Source organism: Ruegeria sp. H4, from assembly GCF_056533065.1.
Window position 1 is genome coordinate 1511201 of sequence record NZ_JBQFOC010000001.1, and the last position, 21587, is coordinate 1532787.

At 57.3% G+C, this 21587-nt stretch carries 16 protein-coding genes; 7 read left to right on the forward strand and 9 right to left on the reverse strand.

Features of this window, described 5'->3' with window-relative positions:
- Window positions 1–57 precede the first annotated feature (57 nt).
- Window positions 58–2022 (reverse strand): acetate--CoA ligase, encoded by a 1965-nt coding sequence (gene acs / locus ACR0KG_RS07675; RefSeq protein WP_480826908.1) that lies wholly within the window; start codon window positions 2020–2022, stop codon window positions 58–60.
- A gap of 427 nt (window positions 2023–2449) precedes the next feature.
- Between acs and ACR0KG_RS07680 the strand changes: the two genes are divergently transcribed.
- From ACR0KG_RS07680 to ACR0KG_RS07690, 3 genes are read left to right on the forward strand one after another with little or no spacing between them, the layout of a single operon-like run.
- Window positions 2450–3466 (forward strand): C4-dicarboxylate TRAP transporter substrate-binding protein, encoded by a 1017-nt coding sequence (locus tag ACR0KG_RS07680; RefSeq protein WP_353007048.1) that lies wholly within the window; start codon window positions 2450–2452, stop codon window positions 3464–3466.
- A 59-nt stretch (window positions 3467–3525) separates the two neighbouring features.
- Window positions 3526–4155: a TRAP transporter small permease subunit gene (locus tag ACR0KG_RS07685; RefSeq protein WP_480542821.1), complete on the forward strand. Its 630-nt coding sequence runs from the start codon at window positions 3526–3528 to the stop codon at window positions 4153–4155.
- Between the two features lie 3 nt (window positions 4156–4158).
- Window positions 4159–5562, forward strand: a complete 1404-nt coding sequence (locus ACR0KG_RS07690) for a TRAP transporter large permease (RefSeq protein WP_353007050.1) — start codon at window positions 4159–4161, stop codon at window positions 5560–5562.
- Window positions 5563–5819: 257 nt separating this feature from the next.
- On the opposite strand, the gene ACR0KG_RS07695 is transcribed toward ACR0KG_RS07690, so the two are convergent.
- Genes ACR0KG_RS07695 through rocF form a run of 3 tightly spaced genes read right to left on the reverse strand, consistent with a single transcriptional unit; the run spans window position 5820 to window position 8710 of the window.
- A complete protein-coding gene (locus ACR0KG_RS07695) occupies window positions 5820–6860 on the reverse strand; it encodes an ornithine cyclodeaminase (RefSeq protein WP_480826909.1) in 1041 nt (346 codons plus the stop codon).
- Between the two features lie 9 nt (window positions 6861–6869).
- Window positions 6870–7790, reverse strand: coding sequence for a citrulline utilization hydrolase CtlX (gene ctlX / locus ACR0KG_RS07700; RefSeq protein WP_480547146.1), 921 nt, complete (start codon window positions 7788–7790; stop codon window positions 6870–6872).
- The gene (rocF, locus tag ACR0KG_RS07705) at window positions 7790–8710 is read right to left on the reverse strand and encodes an arginase (protein WP_480547148.1); all 921 of its coding nucleotides are present in this window, start codon (window positions 8708–8710) and stop codon (window positions 7790–7792) included. The genes ctlX and rocF overlap by 1 nt, the downstream gene beginning before the upstream one ends.
- A gap of 86 nt (window positions 8711–8796) precedes the next feature.
- On the opposite strand from rocF, the gene ACR0KG_RS07710 reads away from it, so the two are divergent.
- Both ACR0KG_RS07710 and mprF read left to right on the forward strand, forming a co-directional pair.
- Window positions 8797–9225, forward strand: a complete 429-nt coding sequence (locus ACR0KG_RS07710; RefSeq protein WP_480826911.1) for an Lrp/AsnC family transcriptional regulator — start codon at window positions 8797–8799, stop codon at window positions 9223–9225.
- Between the two features lie 90 nt (window positions 9226–9315).
- A complete protein-coding gene (mprF, locus tag ACR0KG_RS07715) occupies window positions 9316–11925 on the forward strand; it encodes a bifunctional lysylphosphatidylglycerol flippase/synthetase MprF (protein WP_480826912.1) in 2610 nt (869 codons plus the stop codon).
- A gap of 3 nt (window positions 11926–11928) precedes the next feature.
- On the opposite strand, the gene ACR0KG_RS07720 is transcribed toward mprF, so the two are convergent.
- From ACR0KG_RS07720 to ACR0KG_RS07735, 4 genes are all read right to left on the reverse strand, one after another.
- Window positions 11929–13488, reverse strand: a complete 1560-nt coding sequence (locus tag ACR0KG_RS07720) for an efflux transporter outer membrane subunit (protein WP_480826913.1) — start codon at window positions 13486–13488, stop codon at window positions 11929–11931.
- A gap of 11 nt (window positions 13489–13499) precedes the next feature.
- The gene (locus tag ACR0KG_RS07725) at window positions 13500–14645 is read right to left on the reverse strand and encodes an HlyD family secretion protein (protein WP_480826914.1); all 1146 of its coding nucleotides are present in this window, start codon (window positions 14643–14645) and stop codon (window positions 13500–13502) included.
- Between the two features lie 21 nt (window positions 14646–14666).
- Window positions 14667–15023 (reverse strand): DUF3302 domain-containing protein, encoded by a 357-nt coding sequence (locus tag ACR0KG_RS07730; protein WP_480826915.1) that lies wholly within the window; start codon window positions 15021–15023, stop codon window positions 14667–14669.
- An 88-nt stretch (window positions 15024–15111) separates the two neighbouring features.
- Window positions 15112–15879: a DeoR/GlpR family DNA-binding transcription regulator gene (locus ACR0KG_RS07735; RefSeq protein ID WP_480826916.1), complete on the reverse strand. Its 768-nt coding sequence runs from the start codon at window positions 15877–15879 to the stop codon at window positions 15112–15114.
- Between the two features lie 179 nt (window positions 15880–16058).
- Between ACR0KG_RS07735 and glpD the strand changes: the two genes are divergently transcribed.
- On the forward strand, window positions 16059–17636 hold the full coding sequence (glpD, locus tag ACR0KG_RS07740; protein WP_480826917.1) for a glycerol-3-phosphate dehydrogenase: 1578 nt from the start codon (window positions 16059–16061) through the stop codon (window positions 17634–17636).
- A 192-nt stretch (window positions 17637–17828) separates the two neighbouring features.
- Window positions 17829–18386: a DUF2087 domain-containing protein gene (locus tag ACR0KG_RS07745; protein ID WP_480826918.1), complete on the forward strand. Its 558-nt coding sequence runs from the start codon at window positions 17829–17831 to the stop codon at window positions 18384–18386.
- A 61-nt stretch (window positions 18387–18447) separates the two neighbouring features.
- Here ACR0KG_RS07745 and ACR0KG_RS07750 read toward each other — a convergent pair whose 3' ends face one another.
- Complete coding sequence (locus ACR0KG_RS07750) at window positions 18448–21585, reverse strand: efflux RND transporter permease subunit (RefSeq protein ID WP_480826919.1); 3138 nt, start codon at window positions 21583–21585, stop codon at window positions 18448–18450.
- Between the last annotated feature and the right edge of the window lie 2 nt (window positions 21586–21587).

The window sequence follows — 21587 nt, forward strand, 5'->3', positions numbered from 1 at the left end:
GTCTCATCGCCCGCGAGATCCTCCAGAGCGGGCGATGAGGTCGTCTTAGGTCAGGGCCTAGGTGTTGGCCCTGTTTTCGATCAGGTCTTCAACCACTGACGGGTCTGCGAGGGTTGAAGTATCGCCCAGGCTGCCAAAGTCGTTTTCGGCGATCTTGCGCAGGATGCGGCGCATGATCTTTCCCGAACGGGTCTTTGGCAGGCCGGGGGCCCACTGAATGACATCCGGGCTGGCAATTGGTCCGATCTCGGTTCGAACCCAAGTGCGCAGCTCTTTCAGCAGCTCATCCGAAGGTTCACGATCATTCATCAAAGTGACGTAGCAATAGATACCTTGCCCTTTGATTTCATGGGGATACCCAACCACGGCCGCCTCGGCCACAGCGGCATGTGCAACCAGCGCACTTTCCACCTCAGCGGTGCCCATGCGGTGGCCCGAGACGTTGATCACATCGTCAACGCGACCGGTAATCCAGTAGTCACCATCCTCATCCCGGCGGCAGCCGTCACCGGTGAAGTAGTAGCCCTTGTAGTCCGAGAAATAGGTCTTTTCGAACCGCTCATGATCTCCCCAAACGGTGCGCATCTGACCGGGCCAGCTGTCTTTGATACACAGAACGCCTTCGACGCCGTTGCCCTCGATCTCCACCCCGGATTGCGGGTCCAAAACCACGGGCTGAATGCCAAAGAAGGGTTTCATGGCCGAGCCCGGCTTCATCGCGTGTGCACCGGGCAGGGGGGTCATCAGGTGGCCACCGGTTTCGGTCTGCCACCATGTATCCACGATGGGGCATTTGCCTTTGCCGACAACCTCATTGTACCAGTTCCAGGCTTCTGGGTTGATCGGTTCACCCACGGTCCCCAATGTGCGCAAGTCGCTAAGATCGCAATTCTCGACGAACTCAGTGCCTTGGCCCATTAGCGCACGGATCGCAGTTGGGGCGGTATAGAACTGATTGACCTTGTGCTTTTCGCAGACCTGCCAGAAGCGGCTGGCGTCCGGATAGGTTGGTACGCCTTCAAACATCAGCGTGGTCGCCCCATTGGCCAACGGGCCATAGACGATATAGCTGTGGCCGGTCACCCAGCCCACATCCGCCGTACACCAGTAAACATCGCCTTCATGATAATCGAAGGTAATCTCATGCGTCATTGCGGCGTAGACCAGATAACCGCCGGTGGTGTGCACGACGCCTTTTGGCTGACCGGTCGAACCGGAGGTGTAGAGGATAAACAGCGGATCCTCGGCGCTCATTTCAGCAGGTGCGCAATAGTCATCCGCTTCCAGGGCCATCTCGTTATAGTCAAAGTCGCGGCCGTCAATCCAAGTGGTTTGACCGCCTGTGCGCTTGACGACGAGGCATTTCACCGTGTCCTTGCAGTGCAGCAGGGCCGCATCGGCGTTGGATTTCAGCGGTGTCTTACGGCCCCCGCGCGGGGCTTCATCTGCTGTGATGACGACCTTGGCGTCACACCCATTGACGCGCGCGGCTAGGGCGTCTGGTGAAAAGCCTGCAAAAACAATCGAATGGATCGCGCCGATCCGTGCACAGGCCAGCATCGCATAGGCCGCCTCGGGGATCATCGGCAGATAAATCACAACCCGGTCACCTTTGCGCACACCCAGCGTTTCCAGAATGTTTGCCATCCGGCACGTACGGCGGTGCAATTCGGCATAGGTGATGTGCTGGGCGGGATCATTTGGATCATCGGGTTCCCAAATGATCGCGGTCTGATCTCCGCGCGATTCAAGATGGCGGTCCAAGCAGTTGGCAGATACGTTGAGCGTACCGTCTGCGAACCAGTTGATCTTGACCGAGCCGAAATCGTAGTTGACGTCTTTGACCTGAGAGAAGGGTTTGATCCAGTCGACGCGTTTGCCTTGCTCGGCCCAAAAAGCGTCGGGGTCACTGATCGAAGCTGCATACATCGCGTCATATTTGGCGGCATCAACATGCGCGCGGGCGACGGTATCTGCGGATGGCGCATATGTCTTGGCATCTGCCTGGGCAGCGGTAGTCATTTTTGAGGCTCCTCCCTCTGGACTGGATAGTTCTGGATCTTCTTTGCCCGCTGAACGGGTAATGTCGATCCCATTCCTCCCCGAGCGCAGTATTGCTGCGTTCTGAAAATAAATAAATAAATTGCCGTAATCCCTGCATTTGTTTGTCAAAAAATTTCTAATCTTGGTGTAAATATGTAAAAAAATTTCCTTCTGTCTAAAATAAATACATAAAAACAAAGGGTAGAATGTAACACGTTTCGCAGCGGTTGAAGCAGCTCTAGTCGCCGCTTGGTCTCAGAGTCAGAGTAAACCCAAGCGTGAAACACAGCCGAGTCCAGAGCTTCGGGTATCCGTTGCCGCGTCTGCGGGGTTGGCAGATGCGGGGGTTGGCGCTAACTTTTCGCCAAGCGCTTCGGGAAGAGGCGCACATAAGGGAGACATCAGAATGAAAAAGTATTTGAGCGGTGCCGCTGTCGCCGCCCTTGGGATTGCCTTTGTGACCGAGGCGGCTGCAACAGAGTGGAATGCCTCGGTCTGGGGCAAGCGGCGCGCCTTTACCGAGCATGTTGAAAAGTTATCCGAACTGGTGAACGAAAAAACCGGTGGCGAATTCACGATCAATGTTAGCTATGGTGGCCTGTCCAAGCCGCGCGAAAACCTGGACGGGATCGAGATCGGCGCTTTTGAAGTCGCGCAGTTCTGCGCAGGTTATCACCGCGACAAGAACCGCGCGATCACCGTGCTGGAACTGCCTTTCCTGGGCGTGAACAATCTGGAAGAAGAAGTTGCTGTCAGCCATGCGGTTTATGACCATCCGGCTGTGGCTGATGAAATGGCACAGTGGAATGCGCGCATCCTGATGACCTCGCCCATGCCGCAATACAATCTTGTGGGCACCGGCGATCCGCGCGATCAACTGGCCGATTTCGAAGGTATGCGTGTCCGTGCAACCGGTGGTCTTGGTCAGGCGTTCGAGGCTGTGGGTGGGGTTCCGACATCAGTTCCCGCAACCGAAGCTTACAACGCGATGGAATCCGGTGTTGTTGACACCGTGGCCTTCGCTCAGCACGCGCATCTGTCCTTCGGTACAATCAATGAAGCAGACTGGTGGACGGCGAACCTGAACCCCGGCACTGTGAATTGCCCGGTTGTTGTGAACATCGATGCCTATGAGGCATTGTCGCCCGAGCATCGCGAAGCGCTCGACAGCTCGATTGACGAAGCAATTGCGCATTATCTGGCGAATTACGGCGGTCTGCTCGAGCAATGGGATAGCGTTCTGTCCGAAAAAGGCGTTCAGAAAGTGATGATCGACGACGCGGTCATCGAAGAGTTCCGCACAAAGGCGGCTGATCCGATCCGTGAACAGTGGATCGCAGATATGTCTGCCCAGGGCCTTCCGGCGCAAGAACTCTATGATCTTGTTCAAGCCACGCTGCAGCAACAGCGCGGCGGGAACTGATCTTACTTTCGGGCACCCTTAGCGGTGCCCGTATTGCTTCACTACAAAGGATCACCGGAATGGCAGGTCAAGCCACGGTGCTGGAAGATGGCAGCCGCCTTAGCCAGCTGGATCAGCGCTTGCTGACGCTTGAAAAATTCATGGCGCTGATCAGCGGCTTCGCCGTGTTCAGCCTTATGGTTCTGGCCGTTGTCTCGGTCAGTGGTCGGAACGCCTTTAACGCGCCGCTGCCTGGCTATGTGGATTGGATCGAACAGGCGATGCCGCTGATTGCCTTTCTGGGCATTTCATATGTGCAGCGCGATGGCGGGCATATCCGCATGGACATCGTGATCTCTCGCCTGCAGGGGCGGGCCTTGTGGTTGTTTGAACTTATGTCGGTCCTTCTGATCCTTATCCTGATGCTCGCCCTGGTCTGGGGCAGCTGGTCACATTTTGACCGGTCCTTCGATTTCGGCGCTCCACTGTGGAGCCGCGACAGTTCAATCGACATTGGTATACCGCTTTGGCCTGCCAAACTGTTGGCGCCAGTGGCGTTCTCGGTGTTGTGCATGCGGCTGGTTCTGCAGGTTTGGGGATATGGGCGCGCCTTAGTGCTGGGTCTTGAGACGCCGGTTGCTGTTCCATTGATCCAAGATGCAGCCGCCCAAGCCGCTGCCGAGGCAGAACAGTTCGAAGGGCAGGACTAGCGCATGGATACGATTGAGATTGGCCTTTGGGTCACCGGAGGTCTGCTGCTTCTTGTTGTAACCGGGATGCGCGTGGCCTTTGCTGCGGGTCTGGCCGGGTTAATCGGGCTGATTTGGATTTTCTGGGCCAAGTTCGGCTACGATCCGGACCGTTTTGGCAAAGCCGTTACAGTGGCCGTGAAAACAGCCGGGCAGGTACCGCATTCCAAAGTGGCGGCCCATACGCTCAGTCTGATTCCGACCTTCATCCTGATCGGCTATTTGGCTTATTACGCCGGTCTGACGCGAGCGCTCTTTGAAGCCGCCAAACGCTGGATTGCCTGGGTGCCCGGCGGGTTGGCTGTTTCGACCATTTTCGCCACCGCTGGGTTTGCCGCAGTATCCGGTGCCTCAGTTGCGACATCTGCCGTGTTCGCGCGCATTGCAATCCCAGAGATGCTGAGCGTGGGCTACAACAAACGCTTTGCCGCCGGGGTCGTTGCTGCAGGCGGTACCTTGGCCTCACTTATCCCGCCTTCGGCGATCCTTGTGATCTACGCCATAATCGTTGAACAAGACGTCGGTAAATTGCTTCTGGCGGGGTTCATACCCGGAGCGTTCTCAGCGCTTGTTTATGGCCTATTGATCGTCGGCATCGCGGTTGTGTTTAAATCGGTGGGTCCTCCGGTGACAGGTTTCAGTTGGAAACAGCGCTTCGCCGCACTGCCCGGTGCCATTCCGATCGTGGCCGTGATCCTGATTATCATCTGCTTTGTCTATAACCCCTTCGGCGACAAAGCCTGGGGTACCCCGACCGAAGGCGGCGCAATAGGGGCTTTCATCGTCTTCTGTTTTGCCCTGTTTCACGGCATGCGCTGGCCCGAGTTCAAGTCCGCCCTGCTGGAAACCGCCAAACTGACAGCAATGATCTTTTCGATCATCTGGGGTGTCTTGATCTATGTGCGCTTTCTGGGATTCGCAGATTTGCCGGGCGCATTCTCGGACTGGATTACGTCCCTTGAGATGTCCCCAATGTTGATCCTGATCTGCATTCTTCTGGCCTATGCTGTGCTGGGCATGTTCATGGATGCCATTGGGATGCTCTTGCTGACCCTTCCAGTTGTCTACCCGGCGGTGATGGCCTTGAATGGCGGTGAAACCGTCAGTGCGGCTGACAGCGCCTTTGGCATGTCCGGTCCGATGTGTGCGATCTGGTTCGGTATTCTAGTCGTCAAAATGGCCGAGTTCTGTCTGATCACGCCGCCCATTGGCTTGAACTGTTTCGTTGTCGCCGGCGTGCGGCCTGATCTGAGTGTTCAGGATGTATTTAAAGGTGTGACACCGTTCTTCATCGCGGATGCGTTGACGATTGCGCTGCTTGTGGCCTTCCCGGGCATTGTCCTCTTCTTGCCATCCTTGGCAGGGTAGGGGCCAGCGAGGCTCTGCCTCGCGCTCCGGGATATTTATAGCCAGATGAAGCAGGGATCCACTCTCTAAACTTCCGCCCAAAGAGCTTCACCTGGCGCGGTCATCGGCATCCCTGCCTGTACCGCCTCTCTCCATTTGGTGGCTTTGGTTAATGATCCATTACTTCATCTGGCCAAAAATATCCCGGCGGAGACGCCCGAAGGGCGGCGGGGGCAGAGCCCCCTCTTTCGCGACCTCGTAAACGAACGATGCGGGTGTTACTGCGCCCGCATCAACATCCCGAACAGATCACGCGGATCGTCCGGGTCCGCCAGCATATCGAGTGGCTCAAAAAACTCCGTCTCGGCGACCACGTTCTTGATGACCCGCAGGGCCGAGAAATCTTCGATGGCAAAGCCCACGCTGTCAAACAGAGTAATCTGCCGATCATCTTTGCGCCCCTCGGCTTGTCCCATCATTACCTGCCACATCTCGGTCACCGGATGATCGTCTTCAAGCGCTTGAATCTCACCTTCGATCCTTGTCTGCTCGGGGTATTCGACGAAGATTTCAGAGCGTAACAAAATATCGCGGTGCAATTCGGTCTTGCCCGGGCAATCGCCACCGATGGCGTTTATGTGCACACCGGGGCCGACCATGTTGTCGGTCAGGATGGTGGCATACTTCTTGTCTGCGGTGCAGGTCGAGATGATCTGTGCGCCTTGAATGGCGTTCTCGGCGGTTTTGCAGGATACGACGGTCAGGCCCTTGCCTTGCAGGTTGGCGGCGCATTTGGCGGTGGCGTTCGGGTCAATGTCATAAAGACGAACGGTGTCGATACCGCACATGGTTTTAAAGGCCAGACACTGGAATTCGGACTGCGCGCCATTGCCGATCATTGCCATCGTCCTCGCGTTTTTCGGGGCCAGATACTGGCCGACCAGGGCCGATGTTGCAGCAGTGCGCAGGGCGGTCAGCATGGTCATCTCGGTCAGCAGGGTCGGGTAACCCGTGTAGACATCTGCGAGCAGGCCAAAAGCCGTGACGGTCTGAAGGCCTTCGGAGGTGTTCTTCGGGTGGCCGTTGACATACTTGAATCCGTAAGCTTCGCCATCCGAGGTCGGCATCAACTCGATCACGCCATGTGGGGAATGGGCCGGGATACGGGGGGTTTTATCGAAGCTTTCCCACCGTTTGAAATCAGCCTCGATCTGCGCTGCGATCTTGGTGATCATCTGCTCGACCCCGACATGGTGAACCAGCCGCATCATGTTGTCGACGGATACAAATGGGACGAGGGCCTTATCTGACGGCTGCATTTCTTGCTCCTATCGGCGGGACAGGTGGATGCCCGCGATCATGCAGCGTACCGATCCACCGGCAGTTTCTATTGTTGGAACCGAAAGAGGCAATAGCGTTGCGCTTTCCTCAATCGTGGCAATCTGGTCAGGCGTCAGTGCCGCCAACGCTCGGCTGGAAAGAGCCAGCACCAACCCGTTACTACCGGTTAGCTCAATCGCGTTTCCGGCGAACTCAGCGATTTGTTGATGAGACAGATCAATGACCGTTCGTCCGGATTCCTCAAGCCGGAACTTGACGGTTTCCCGCCGCTCGGCATCAGGGATCATGTCTAGACAAATCAGTGCATATTGCGTGCCAATCGCCATGAGAACATTGGTATGATACACGTCGCGATTTGCCGCGTCACGAGCTTCGAAAGCGATGGGTTCATAGTTGAAATGCGTGCAAAACCTTTCCAGTAAAACCGGGTCGGCGCGGTTTGATTTCACGGTGTATGCAATGCGGCCAACGTGATCGAGCACCATCGCCCCGGTCCCTTCCAGGGCGAGATCATCCTGTTCAAGCCCCGAATAGTCGATGACATCCTGCACCCGGTATTCGCATTTCAGCAACTCGATGACATCCGAGCGCCGTTCACGTCTGCGGGACGGAACGAACATCGGGTAGATTGCCACGTGGCCTCCGGGATGGGTGGAAAACCAATTGTTGGGGAAAACACTGTCTGGCGTATTCAAGTCTCCGTGGTCGTCAAAGACATGCACGGTAACGCCCGCAGCGCGCAGCTGTTCAACGGCTTTGTCATGCTCGTCGCGTGCCGTGGCGGATGTGGCTTTGGTCGATCGGTTGGCCAGTGTTTGAAACGCATTGTCGTCGCGCGTTTCCGGATTGGATGTAAAAGCGTGCGGGCGGATCATGACGACTGCGGAAGGCGCTTGAAGAGACAGCATCAGAAGCTCCGGGTGGGGCGGTCAAAGATCCGGCGCCCCAACAGGGATGCAGCCAGATCGACTACCAGCTTTGCGGTGCGCCCGCGTTCATCAAGGAACGGGTTCAGCTCGACCAGGTCAAGCGAACAAACCAGCCCGCTTTCATGCAACAACTCCATGGCCAGATGGGCCTCGCGCTCGGTCGCACCGCCAGGAACAGTGGTGCCAACAGCCGGAGCGATGGAAGGGTCAAGGAAGTCTACGTCCAGCGAAACATGCAGCAGGCCGTTTTCGGCGCGGACACGGTCCAGAAAGGCCATCAAAGGGGCTTTGATCCCATGTTCGTCTATGCTGCGCATATCTGCCAGCATGGCGCTTTTTTGCTCCAAAACGGTACGTTCCGCAGGGTCGACCGAGCGCAGCCCAATCATCCCGACGCAATCTGTGGGGATGGTTGCTGGAAGCGCGGGGAAGGCCTCGAACCCCGATTGCCCGGTGAAATAGGCCACTGGCGTGCCATGCAGATTGCCGCTGTCTGTGCTTTTCGGCGTATGAAAATCGCTGTGCGCATCGAGCCAGAGCACAAAGAGGGGGCGGCTCAACTGCTGTGCATGCGCGGCGATACCCGCAACCGTGCCCATCGACAGCGCATGATCGCCACCCATAAAGATTGGCGTGCCATCGGAGGCCGCCTTTTCAGCTGTTCGGCTCAAGGCGCGGGTCCAGCCGACGCATTCGGGTAGTGAGAACAGATGCGAATCCTGAGGTAGATCAACCTGATCGGGTTCGACATTGCCCCAGTCCGCAACCTTATGTCCCAGATTGGCAATTGCCTGTTCCAGCCCTGCTACGCGAAGGGCATCGGGGCCCATCCGGCATCCCTGACGCCGTTTTCCCGAATCCATCGGGGCCCCGACCAAAATAATCTGCTTGTTGTCCATAGGCTCATTTAGCCGCTCAATATATCTTGCTGGAAGCCCGCAAATTGTTCAAAATGGGCTTTGTAAATCCGAAATGGAAAGGTTCAATGGACGAACTGGATACACGGCTGATCAGCGCTTTGCATCGGGATGCCCGCGCATCTCTGTCGGAACTTGCGGAAACATTGGGCGTGACCCGCACGACCGTGCGCAGTCGAATGCAGCGATTGAAGCAGTCCGGCGAGATTGTCGGGTTCACCGTGTTGACCCGGCAGGACGAGGCACAAAGTCCGGTGCGGGGCCTGATGATGCTTGAAATCGAAGGGCGCGGTACCGAACGAACCATGGCGCGTATCGGTGCCATGCGTCAGGTGCGTGCCGTGCATTCGACCAATGGCAGTTGGGATCTGATTGCCGAGATTGGCACTGAAACGCTGGTTGAGCTGGATGAAGTTCTGTTTCAGATCAGACGGATGGAAGGGATCACCCGATCCGAAACCAACCTGCTGCTGTCAACGCGAAAGGGGCGGTTGTGACTCCGTATCTTAATCGCCCTAGTGCTTTGAACCGGAAGGAAATTGTGACACAGTTCCGCCAAAGGTGATCCACAGGCAGGGGCCAGAGCCATGACCGCACAAGACCAAGGCGTTGAGCCCAAAGCCCTGCAATGGGCTGAAAAGCTCACAGGCCTTCTGGAAAAGCCGTGGGTGCGGATTGCCATTCCAGTTGTGATCACGCTGGTCGCTTTGACGATACTGCATGACCTGTCAGCGCATGTGAAATGGTCGGATGTGCAATCTGATATCGCGGCTACCCCTTGGACCGTGTTTTTTATCGCGCTGTGCTGGACCGCTGTCAGCTTTTTGTCGCTGTCCTTCTACGATGTTTTTGCTGTCCAAAGTGTTGCAGACGGCGAGGTACCATTACCGGTTGCGGGCATGGCCGGGGCCAGTGGCTATGCGGTTTCGAACTGTCTGGGATTTTCATACATCACAGGTACCGCGATCCGGTATCGTATTTACGCTTCGCTGGGGTTGGATCTGGCACGGGTCGCAGGGGTGATCGCCACGTCCTGGGTGGCATTCTGGATGGGGCTGACTTTGATCCTGGGGGTGCTTTTGACGTTGCACCCGGATGGGATATCCAAAGTTCTGCCCATCAGTGAAACGGTAGAGACGGCGATTGGCCTGTTTTTACTGGTTGGATTGGTGGCGGTTTTTGCCTGGTTGTCCAGCGGTGGGCGCCGGTTTTCATTCGCAGGATTCGAATTCGATCTGCCCGGCGGGAAGCTGGCCAGCCTGCTGACTCTTGCAGCCTTGGGCGACCTGTTTGGCGCATCCATGGTGCTCTACGTTCTAATGCCCGATGATCTGGGTGTTGGTTTCCCGTATTTCTTCGCGATTTATGTCGGGGCCATAGCGGTGGGTATCCTAAGCCATGCCCCCGGCGGGATCGGCGTGTTCGAGGCTACTATCATCGCAGGGCTGGGCGCATCGGGCCGGTCGGATGTGATCGCGGCGCTGCTGTTGTATCGCGTTGTCTATACCTTTTTGCCTTTCGCTATCGCAAGCTTGTCGATCGCCGTCGCCTCGGCCCTGACGCAACGCCACCTGATCGGCGGAGCGGCTACCTGGGTCTATCGAGCGATCCGCCCGATTGTTCCGATGGTGGCGGCGGGTGTGACAGCGATTGCTGGTGTGATTTTGCTGGTTTCTGGCGCGTTACCATCAAATTCGCAAAACCTCAGCGTCTTGCGCGATGTCTTGCCCTTGTCGTTCATCGAAGCCTCGCATCTTGTGGGCAGTGCCGTCGGCGTATTGCTGTTATTGGTCTCTAGGGGCCTGTTCCGCAAACTCTACCGGGCTTGGGTCGTGGCCATGTTGCTGATGGTGGCAGGGTTTGCAGCTTCGCTTGCCAAGGGATTGGATACACACGAAGCCATCAGCATGTTGGGCACAATCGCGGTTCTGGCACTGTTCCGCGGGGCGTTTTACCGGGTCAGCGGGGCGTCGATCTTCCGGCTGAATATCCCGTGGCTGATCAGCGTAGTCGTTCTGCTGGCGGTGATCTTCTGGATCGGCCTTTTTGCCTATTCCCATGTCGAATACCAAAATGCGTTGTGGTGGGAATTTGCTTGGAACGGCGATGCCTCACGCTTCTTGCGCTCCAGCCTTATAGTAGCGGTGATTGTGGGCATTGTTGCGGTCACCTCGCTGTTCGGGCGCGAGATTCCGGTGCCAGAGCGCGTTGAAATCCCCGAGGTCGTGGAACGGCTGGTGATGCAGAGCGAAGACACGGAGTCCCAGATTTCGCTAACCGGGGATAAACAGTTCCTGATTGCGCCGGAGGAGACAGCGTTTATCGCCTATGCCGATACGGGCAACGCCATCATTTCCAAGGGTGAACCCGTGGGGGATGAAAAAGCAGGGCAGCAACTGATCTGGCAACTGCGCGAAATGGCGGATCGGGAGGGAAAGCTATGTGCCTTTTACAGCGTCTCGACCAAATACCTGCCGACCTTCCTCGATCTGGGCCTATCGATTCTAAAAATCGGTGAGGTGGCCCGCGTTCCGCTTCAGGAATTCTCGCTGGACGGCAAGTCCCGCAAGCGGTTCCGGCAGGCCAAGAATCGGGCTGAGCGGGAAGGCTATGTGTTTGAGGTCATCCCGAAAGAGAAGCTTGCGCCGCTACTGCCAGAACTTCGCAAAATCTCGGATGATTGGCTGGCTCAGAAAGCAGGGGCTGAGAAAGGGTTTGCGCTTGGCGGGTTCGATGACACTTATCTGTCCTATTTTGATCATGCCGTGCTGAGAAACGGAGAGACCGGGCAGATCAAGGCCTTTGCCAATCTGTTTCAGGGGGGCAATAAATCCGAGCTCTCGCTGGACCTGATGCGGTACGAACCAGACAGCCCCAGCTTTGTCATGGATGCGCTCTTTGCCGAGATGATGGTGTGGGGGTCCGAGCAAGGGTTCCATTGGTTTTCACTCGGCGCAGCCCCGTTTTCGGGTATCGAGAACCGCCAACTCGCCTCGATCTGGAACCGGATTGGCGGGTTTGTATATGAACACGGAGAACAGTTTTATCACTTCGAAGGGCTGCGGGCGTTCAAACAAAAGTTTGACCCGGAATGGAGCCCAAATTACTTGGCCAGCCCCGGTGGGTTCTCTGCGCCACGCATCCTTTATGAGGTGAACATCCTGATCTCGGGCGGTTTGCGCGGGTTGACGAAGTAAAGGTTAGTTCAGGCTGGCACCGGTTGGGGCCTGTTGCAAAAGATCACCCCAATCTGTGCGATACGCCATTTCGGCCAAAACCGTTTCGGGCAGGAATTCCCGGTTCTGGCGGATTTGCCAGCCGCCGCCCAGACCCTTGTAGACAGCGACCAGATTGCTGGACACCTCTTGGCGTGCCTCGATCAGATTGGCCTGCGATCGCAGCAACGCGGTCTGGGTGTTTAGAATGCGAGAATAGCTGGCGATCCCATCACGATACTGGCTGATCGCGATCTCTGCAGCCTTGCGCGAGGCCTCGACGCTTTGCTGATAGAACCCGACCTGCTTGCGCGCCTGTGCATAGGCGACCATGGCGCTTTCGACCTCGGAATAGGCCGTCAGCACGGTGTTCTGGTAGTTTGCTATCAAAGCCTGATAGGCCGCGTCCTGCGCCCGCACGTTGTTCTTGATGCGCCCATAATTCAGTACGTTCCAAACCGCACCCGCGCTGGCCAGACCCGTCGTGCTGTTCGAACTGAACAGATCGCGCCCGCCCGAAGCCTGCAATCCGATTGAGCCAGACAAGACAAACTGTGGATACAGGTCCGCCATGGCGATTCCTACCTGCGCCGATTGGGTGGCCGCGGCCAGTTCGGCGGCGCGGACATCAGGGCGACGGCGCAGCAACTCGGCCGGAACGCCCACGGCGACATTGGAGCGCGCCGAAGGGATGCGACCGGAATTGCCCAGAAGGCCGGTCATCCGCGAAGGTGTCGCGCCCAGCAATACGGCCAACGCATTCTTGGTCTGCTGCAGATCGCTCTCTAGCTCGGGCACCAGCGCTTTGGTGTTGTTCAACAGGGCGGTCGATTCCTGAACATCCAGTTCGGTGGTGACGCCGTTGTTGAACCGCAATTGCGTCAGATCCGCCGAGTCTTGCTGCAGCTTGATGTTTTCACGGGCAACGGCCAGCGACTCCTGCAACGCGCGGATATTGACATAGAGCGCCGCGACATCCCCGGTCAGCGTGACCAACCCGTCATCGTAATTCGCCACCTGTAGGGCAAGGTTCGACCGTGCCGCCTGCACACCGCGACGTTGTGCACCCCAGACGTCCAGCTCCCATTGGGCATCAAAACCCACTTGCGAGGTCGAAAACTCTGTATCCAGCGGGATGATCCTATTGATATCTGCAATCGGGCCAAGATTGTCACTGATCTCGCGCCGTTGCAGAGACCCGCCAAGTGCCTGCGATTGCGGATAAAGCTCACCAAAGGCGATCCCCAGCTGCGCCCGCGCTTGCAATACGCGTGCCCCTGCAACTTGCAAGCTCAGGTTCTGGGCATAGGCTTCGGCCACCAGTTTGTTCAGGGTGGGGTCATTGAACGTCTCCCACCACTTCACAACCGGCGCGCTGCGCGCGGTCAGACCGCTTTGTCCTGCGCTTGGGCTGTTGACCTCGATCCATTCTTTCACGACCGGCGAGTTCGGGCGCACGAAATCGGGCCCCAACGGCGTGCAGGCGGCCAACATTGCCGCGCACAGGGCCGTCCCTATCAAATTGCGAAAGGTGGCCCGTTTCATGGTCTGCGTCCTCAAATGTCCAGCGGTCGGATGAAGTTGGCGAAGGAATAGAGGCGAATGTTGATGCGTCTCAAGAACTCAAAACTTTTTCCCTGACCGGTATAGATGGCAACAGCAGCGTGACCGCCCGCTGGCAGGATATGTTCTTCAGGCATCTCGACCGTGATCTGAACCGCGATCCGACCCGGCAGTTTCGGCAGTTCAAAGCCGGGCAGGCGGCCCGACGGCAGATACTGTCCCTGGCGCGTGGCCCACCAGATCGCCTCGACTTTGCCGGGTAGGATCTCTCCGGGGTAGAGGTCCAGCGCGACCTCAACCTCTTGCCCAACCTCGACAAATTTCAGGTTCTGCTGACGGAACGTGGCCAGCAGATAGGGGTTATCTTCGGTCACGAAGCTGGCAATCGCGCCCAGACGGATATCGCCAACGACCAGACCGGGGCGAGCCTGTTGCGAGACGATCATGCCGTTTTCAGGGGCGTAGATCGTCGTGTTGTTCAAGAAGTATTCGGCCTCGGCCAGCTGCGCCTGTGCTTGCAGAATGCCGGTATTCACCCCATCGATCTGGGAGTCTTGTGCCAGAACCGCCTTTTGCAGGTTCGCGGTCGCCTGTTTCACACCCGCGGTATCCTCGGCCACCTGTTCGTTCCAGCGGTCCAGCTCATCCTGACGTGCGCCGCCGGCAGGAACCAGGTTTTCGTACCGGGCTTGTTCGGTCAGTGCATAGTCCAGCTGCGCATTTGCCCGCTCTACCGCTTCGGTCTTGGCAATCACGTCCTGTTCCAGAATTTTGGCATTCTGCTGCGCTGCAACCAATTGAGCTTGTGCATTGTCGACCGCGAGCGAGAACACCGTGTCATCAAAGCGATAAAGCGGATCGCCCTTTGTCACAGGAGTGTTCGGTTCAACTAGAACTTCGGTCAGGATGGTGGGCTGCGTCAGCTTCGGGACGATCTGAATGGTGGATCGAACCACATGGCTATCGACCGAGAAGGGTTGAAAGAACCGCAACGCAACAAGGAATATCAGCAGCAAGTGCGCACCCACCCAAAACGAGACGATGCCCCAGGCGATGTTGAACTTGAGCCACTCCATCTTGAAGAAGATGAACCAGACAAAAATGATGTAAAACAGCGTAATGCCGAGGGCGACGAACATGTCTGAGTGTTTCCTTTGGCCTTAGCTTTTCTGCGTCTTGTCGGACGCGGCCTGATATTCTTCTTTCACCGTTCCTCCCAGACGTTCAATGTCTTTGCGGATGGCTTCTTTTTCTTCATCCGGCCCACGGCGCATATCGACCGTGATGCCGTCATGGAATGCCCACATAAAAGCATGGACCCAAGGCACAACAGCCAGAAATCCCATCCAACCCATGATCTTCACTGCCTCGGCATGCGGATGGTTGCGTTTGATCGCAATCCGACCGGGCAGCCCCATAAGGAACAGAAAGAGGCCCATCACTGCGGCCAGAAGCAGGATCAGTGCAACAAAGGTCAGGTAGTCATAATAGCCCAGAGGTTGCCCCAATAGTCCCATGCTCGCGCCTCCTTTTCTGGACGGTGGCCCTATCCTCAGGTTTAGGCAGGGGATCGTCAATCTATTTGTAGTGGATTTACGCGGCAGTCTACGAGCTGTCGCAGATACGAACCTTGGTTTCCCAGGCGACACATTTCTGCACCAAATTCTCGGGCAGCAGCTGATCGGTATAAATCGTATTCATCTCAGCCATTGAGGTGATCCGAGCCGGTGCAGAACGATGGAATTTCGAATGATCTGCAACCAGAAGGCTCCGCCGCGCTTGTGTGATAATGGTTTGGCTGACGTGGACTTCCTGGAAGTCAAAATCTAGTAAATCGCCATCTGCATCCAGTGCGGAACATCCAATCACCGCGTAGTCGAATTTGAACTGGCGTATTGTCGAAACGGTCAGATTGCCGATCAGCCCCCCGTCCGAGCGGCGCAGCATGCCACCCGCCACCACGATTTCGCAATCCGGGTTGTCGACCAGAATATTGGCGACATTCATGTTGTTGGTCACCACCATCAGGTTCTTGTGGTTCAGCAACTGGCGGGCAACTGCTTCGGTTGAGGTTCCGATGTTAAGGAAAACCGATGCACCATCGGGAATATCCTGGGCGCAGGCCTGCGCCATCAGGGTCTTGGCGTCGGCATTCAGCGTGCGGCGATCCTCATATCCGATATTGGCCAGGCTCGACCGTAGAACCGCGCCACCATGTACTCGGTCTAGCTTGCCGGCCTCTGCCAGTTCGGACAGGTCACGTCGGATGGTCTGGACAGTGACCCCAAACCGTTCGGCCAACCCATCGACCGTAACGCGCCCTTCGGTGCTGGCGATCTCAAGAATATCAGCTTGGCGAAAGGACAGGGACATCGGAGTTTCCGTGTGGTTCAGGTATCTTCGTTTATGTTCTTTAACGTCGATTTGGCAAGTTTTCCTGCGTGTAATTCATGGCTGTGTTGCAAAACGAAGAAAAACGAGCATAAAGCTTGATCATGCGAAGGGTGCTCTGATTAATGCAGGCAACCGGATTTGAGTGGGAATCATAGGCCATGACGTCGACAAGCGATAATATCACCGACCTGTTCATCATCGGCGGCGGGATCAACGGCTGCGGTATCGCGCGCGACGCTGCCGGGCGCGGGTTGTCGGTGGCCTTGGCTGAGATGAACGATCTGGCCTCAGCCACCTCGTCAGCCTCGACCAAGTTGTTTCATGGGGGTCTGCGCTATCTGGAGTACTTCGAAATCCGGCTGGTCCGCGAGGCGCTGATCGAGCGTGAGACGCTACTGCGCGCGATGCCGCATATCAGCTGGCCGATGCGCTTTGTGCTGCCGTACCACAAGGATATGCGGTTTGATTCCGAAACGCCAACCTCAAAACTACTCAGCACCGTGATGCCGTGGATGCGCGGGCGGCGTCCGGCCTGGCTGATCCGGTTGGGGTTGTTCCTGTATGACAATCTCGGTGGGCGCAAGATCCTGCCGGGAACCAGCTCTCTGAACCTGAGCAGCGCACCCGAAGGCGCGCCATTGCAGAAAAAGTTCGAAACCGCCTACGAGTATTCCGATTGCTGGATCGAGGATGCGCGGTTGGTCGTGTTGAACGCCCGCGATGCCGAGGCGCGTGGGGCGCAGATCATGGTTCGGACCGAGGTGACATCGGCCCACAGGGTTGACGATCTTTGGGAAGTTACGGTCAGGGATCGCGACAGTGATGAAACGCGGGTCATCCGCGCCAAGATGCTGATCAACGCCGGTGGCCCCTGGGTTGGTGATATCATTCAGTCCAAAATCCATGTGAATTCGCGCGAAGGTGTGCGGCTGGTGCGCGGCAGCCATATCGTGACGCGCAAGCTGTACGATCATGACAAGTGTTATTTCTTTCAGGGTGAAGATGGGCGCATCATCTTTGCCATCCCGTATGAGCAGGATTTTACGCTGATCGGCACTACTGATCAGGATCATGCGGATCCGTCTGAACACCCGGTTTGTACCGAGGCCGAGAAGGATTATCTCTGCGCCTTTGCAACCAACTACTTCGCGCAACCAGTCACCAAGGACGATATCGTATGGACCTATTCCGGCGTGCGCCCGCTCTATGACGACGGGGCCAGCAGCGCGACGGCGGCGACGCGGGATTATACGTTGAAGGTGAACGCAATCGGCGGCGCGCCGGTGCTGAACGTGTTCGGCGGCAAGATCACCACCTATCGCCGTCTGGCTGAAAGCGCGCTAGAGAAGGTGGGCGAGCATTTCCCGGATTTGCCAGGCCCCTGGACGGCGGGTGTGGCTCTGCCTGGCGGGGATTTCCCTGTTGATGGCGTGCAGGCGCTAAGCGACAAGCTGGTTGCAGACTATCCATTCCTCGACACCGCATGGGCAGCGCGCCTGATCCGTGCCTACGGGACCGAGGCGCAAGAGATCCTGGGCGATGCAACAAAGGCTGCCGATCTGGGCGAGAATTTCGGCGCAACGCTCACCGGGCGCGAGGTTGCCTGGCTCATGGACAAGGAATACGCGCGCAGGGCCGAGGATGTGGTCTGGCGGCGCAACAAGCTGGGTTTGCGACTGAAGCCTGAGCAGATCGAACGGATCGATCAGTGGATGGCGCAGCGTCTGCAAGCTTAGGTCATCGAAGGCTTGGCTGCCGGGGCAGAGCATGTTAGCCCTTGGGCACGGTCGGCAGACACCGAGGCGTCGCTGCTCCTGCGGGAGAGCTAAACCTGCCATTCAGATTGAAACGACATCGCAATTCCTAGGGGCGTTGTTTCGTTAAGTCAGCGACCGACGAGCGTATGAAACGCCCGATATGGATGCATGATGACCAAAACTCCGATCCCTTTGCACGTGGATGACCTGACCGGGTTTGCGCGCGCTTTGAACCACCAATTGGGTGAGGCCAGCCCACCTCATCTCAGCCTGATGAACATGCTAGCCCGCGCGGCCGGGTTTCAGAACCTGCAGCATATGCGGGCCGCCAACGCGGCCAAGCGGCGTATCGAAACGCGACCCGATGCAGAGCCGCTGGACATGCGGAGGGTCGAGCGGGCGTTCATTCAATTCGACGCCGCAGGGCGCCTGAAACGATGGCCGTCCAGGCGCTCTGTGCAGACCCTTGCCCTGTGGGCCCTGTGGGCCAGCATTCCTGCGGGGATCAGCCTGCGAGAGGCCGAAGTCAATGAACGGCTTGTGCAAGAGCACCTGTTCGATGACCCGGCGACCTTGCGGCGCACTATGATCTCATGTGGGCTGCTGACGCGACAAATCGACGGTAGTGACTATCGCCGGATTGAGCAGGCCCCACCACCAGAAGCGCAGGCCGTAATCCGCGAGGTTACTTTGCGACGACGCAGCCGGGCAGAGTTGACCACCGCATAGCTGAACAGCAAAAAGCCCCGTGGCCAGCACGGGGCTTTTTCATGTTTTATCGCAGGTGATCTCAGCTGGTCTCAGTTGCCGGATCAGGATCACGTTTGCTGCCCTTTAACCATTCGCGCAGTCTCTGCATCAGGGCATACAGCACCGGCACAAGGATCACGCCGACCAGGGTAGCTGCGAGCATGCCGCCAAACACGGCCACACCGATGGCCTTCTGGCTTGCGGCACCAGCGCCGTTGGCCGCCAACAGCGGAACAACCCCAAGCAGGAAGGAAAGCGCCGTCATCATCACCGCGCGGAAACGCTGATAGGCGGCCTCGGCTGCCGCATCCTTGATCGACAGACCTTTGGCGCGCTGCTCCATGGCGAATTCCACGATCAAAATCCCGTTCTTCGAGGCCAGACCAACCAACATGATCATCCCGATCTGGGTATAGAGGTTGATATCACTGCCCACGATGGCCACTGCGGCGACCGCCCCGAAGAGGGCAACGATCACCGATAGTAGGATCGACACGGGCATCGACCAACTCTCATACTGGCCAACAAGGAACAAGTAGCCAAACAGGATGGCCAGCCCAAGGATGATGATCACCAGACTGCCCGAGGCCAATTGCTGCTGCGCCGTCCCGGTCCATTCGAAGGCATAGCCGGGGGGCAGGGCGGTGGCGGATTCCTCGGTCATCACGCTGATCGCGTCGCCGCTGGATAGCCCTGGTGCGGGCACTGCCGTGACTGTGGCCGAGCGGAACAGGTTATGCCGTTTCAGCAGAACCGGGCCCAACACGTTTTCCACATCGATCAGCGTGCCCAGTGGTACCATCTCGCCTTGCTGAGAACGCACGTAGAGGTTCGAGATATCCTCGACATTGTCCCGATAGGTTCCATCTGCCTGGATCATCACCCGATAGACCCGACCAAACAGGTTGAAGTCGTTCACGTAATACGATCCCAGTTGCGCCTGCATGGTTTGGAAAATTTCAGCCACTGAAACCTGCAGGGTCTTGGCCTTTTCCCGATCCAGATCGACAAACAACTGCGGAACGTTGGCGCGAAAGGTCGTGTAGGCTTGGCCGATTTCTGGCCGTTGATTTGCCGCGTAGACAAAGGATCCCACGGCCGAGGCCAGATCTTGTGGTGTGCCACCTCCGGTTTGCTGCACCTCCATCTCAACCCCAGCGGACATACCGAGGCCCTGAATGGGGGGCGGATTGAATGCCAGGACCGAGGCTGCGGATTCGCCGTTCGCAATCGCCAGTATCTTGGCGAGAATGGCATCAGCACTCAGATCATCCTCTTGCCGGTCATTCCAGTTGTCCAGGTTGACGAAAATCGCAGCGCCGTTGGTGGTGGTTCCATTCAGCATGGAAAAGCCGTTCACCAGAACGGTGCTTGCGACACCGGGTATCTCGCGTATCTGATCGTCCAGACGCGCGGTCACCGTCTCGGTCCGCTCCAAAGTGGCCGCATCCGGCAGTTGAACATCGACGAACAGATAGCCGTTATCCTCAAGCGGGATGAATCCACTGGAAGTGTTGGACATGATCGTTCCCGTTCCCATCGCAAGCGCTACGATCACGCCCAGGGCAACAACCGGCAAGATCAGCAACTTACGCACGATCGAGACATAGCCGTTCCGCACAGTTCCGATAAACCCTTCGAACAGAGCCAGCACACCTTTTGGAGGGCCGGAACGCGCCCGCAGAACCAATCCGCACAGCGCTGGCGATAAGGTCAATGCGTTGATGGAAGAGATCACAACAGCCGTCGAAATGGTCACCGCAAATTGCGAATATAGCTGGCCTGAAATGCCGGGCATGAAGGTCACGGGCACAAACACCGCCAGCAGAACCAACGTGGTTGCGATGACGGGGCCTGTGATTTGGCCCATGGCTTTGCGCGTGGCTTCGGCCGGGGGCAGGCCTTCGTCTGCGATGATCCGTTCGACGTTTTCCACGACCACGATGGCATCATCCACCACGATCCCGATGGCCAGCACCAATGCGAACAGTGAGATCGTGTTCAGCGACATGCCAAAAGCCAGAAGGAAGGCAAAGGTGCCGATCAGTGACACCGGAATGGCGACGGCTGGAATGATTGTAGCCCGCCAACTGCCGAGGAAGACAAACACCACCGAAATCACAAGGATGAATGTCAGGATCAGGGTCGAAACCACATCGTTCAGAGACGCCTCGACAAAATCCGTGGTGTTGAAGGGCACATCATATTCTACATCCGTTGGGAAGGAACGCGACAGCCGTTCCAACTCGGCCTGAACCCGTTCGGAGACAGCCAGCGCGTTTGCGCCCGGGGCCTGATAAATGCCAATCACGGTGGCGGGAACGGCCTGGAAATAGCCCGAGGCCGAATAGAACTGTGCCCCAAGCTCAACCCGCGCAATGTCACGAACACGCACGATCGACCCGGCATCGCCGGTGCGGATCACGATATCCCCGAATTCGGCAGCAGAGGTCAGGCGACCCTTGGATTTGATCGTGTATTGAAAGGTTTGCCCCTCGGGCACGGGTGGCGAACCGATCGAACCCGCCGAAACCTCGATATTCTGTTCCCGAATGGCGTTGATCACGTCACCGGGTGTGATCGACAGGGCCGCCATCTTGTCCGGGTCCATCCAGATGCGCATGGCATATTCCAGATTGGTCAGAACATCCGCCTTGCCCACACCCTGAATCCGCGCCAGCGCGTCTTTCAGGTTGATCGACGCGTAGTTCGACAGGAACACGCTGTCATAGGTCTCGTTTGGCGAGGTCAATGTCACCAGTAACAGCATATTGGTTGATGCTTTCTGCGTAACCACGCCAGAGGACGTTACCTCGGTTGGAAGCGAAGACATGGCCTGCGCCACGCGGTTCTGCACATTGACCGAAGCGATATCGGGGTCGGTGCCAACCTCGAAGGTAATATTCAGCGAATACGAACCGTTATCGGACGACGTTGACGTCATGTAGATCATGTCGTCAACGCCATTCACCTGCGCCTCAATCGGAGCAGCGACGGTGTTTTCCACCGTCTCGGCATTGGCGCCGGTGTAGGTGGTGGTCACACTGACAACGGGTGGCGTGATGTCCGGGAACTGGGCGACCGGCAGAACCATATAGCCGATGCCGCCCATGATCGTCAGGACCAGCGAAATGACAAGCGCCAGCTTGGGCCGGCTGATGAAGAGGGCCGAGAACATGT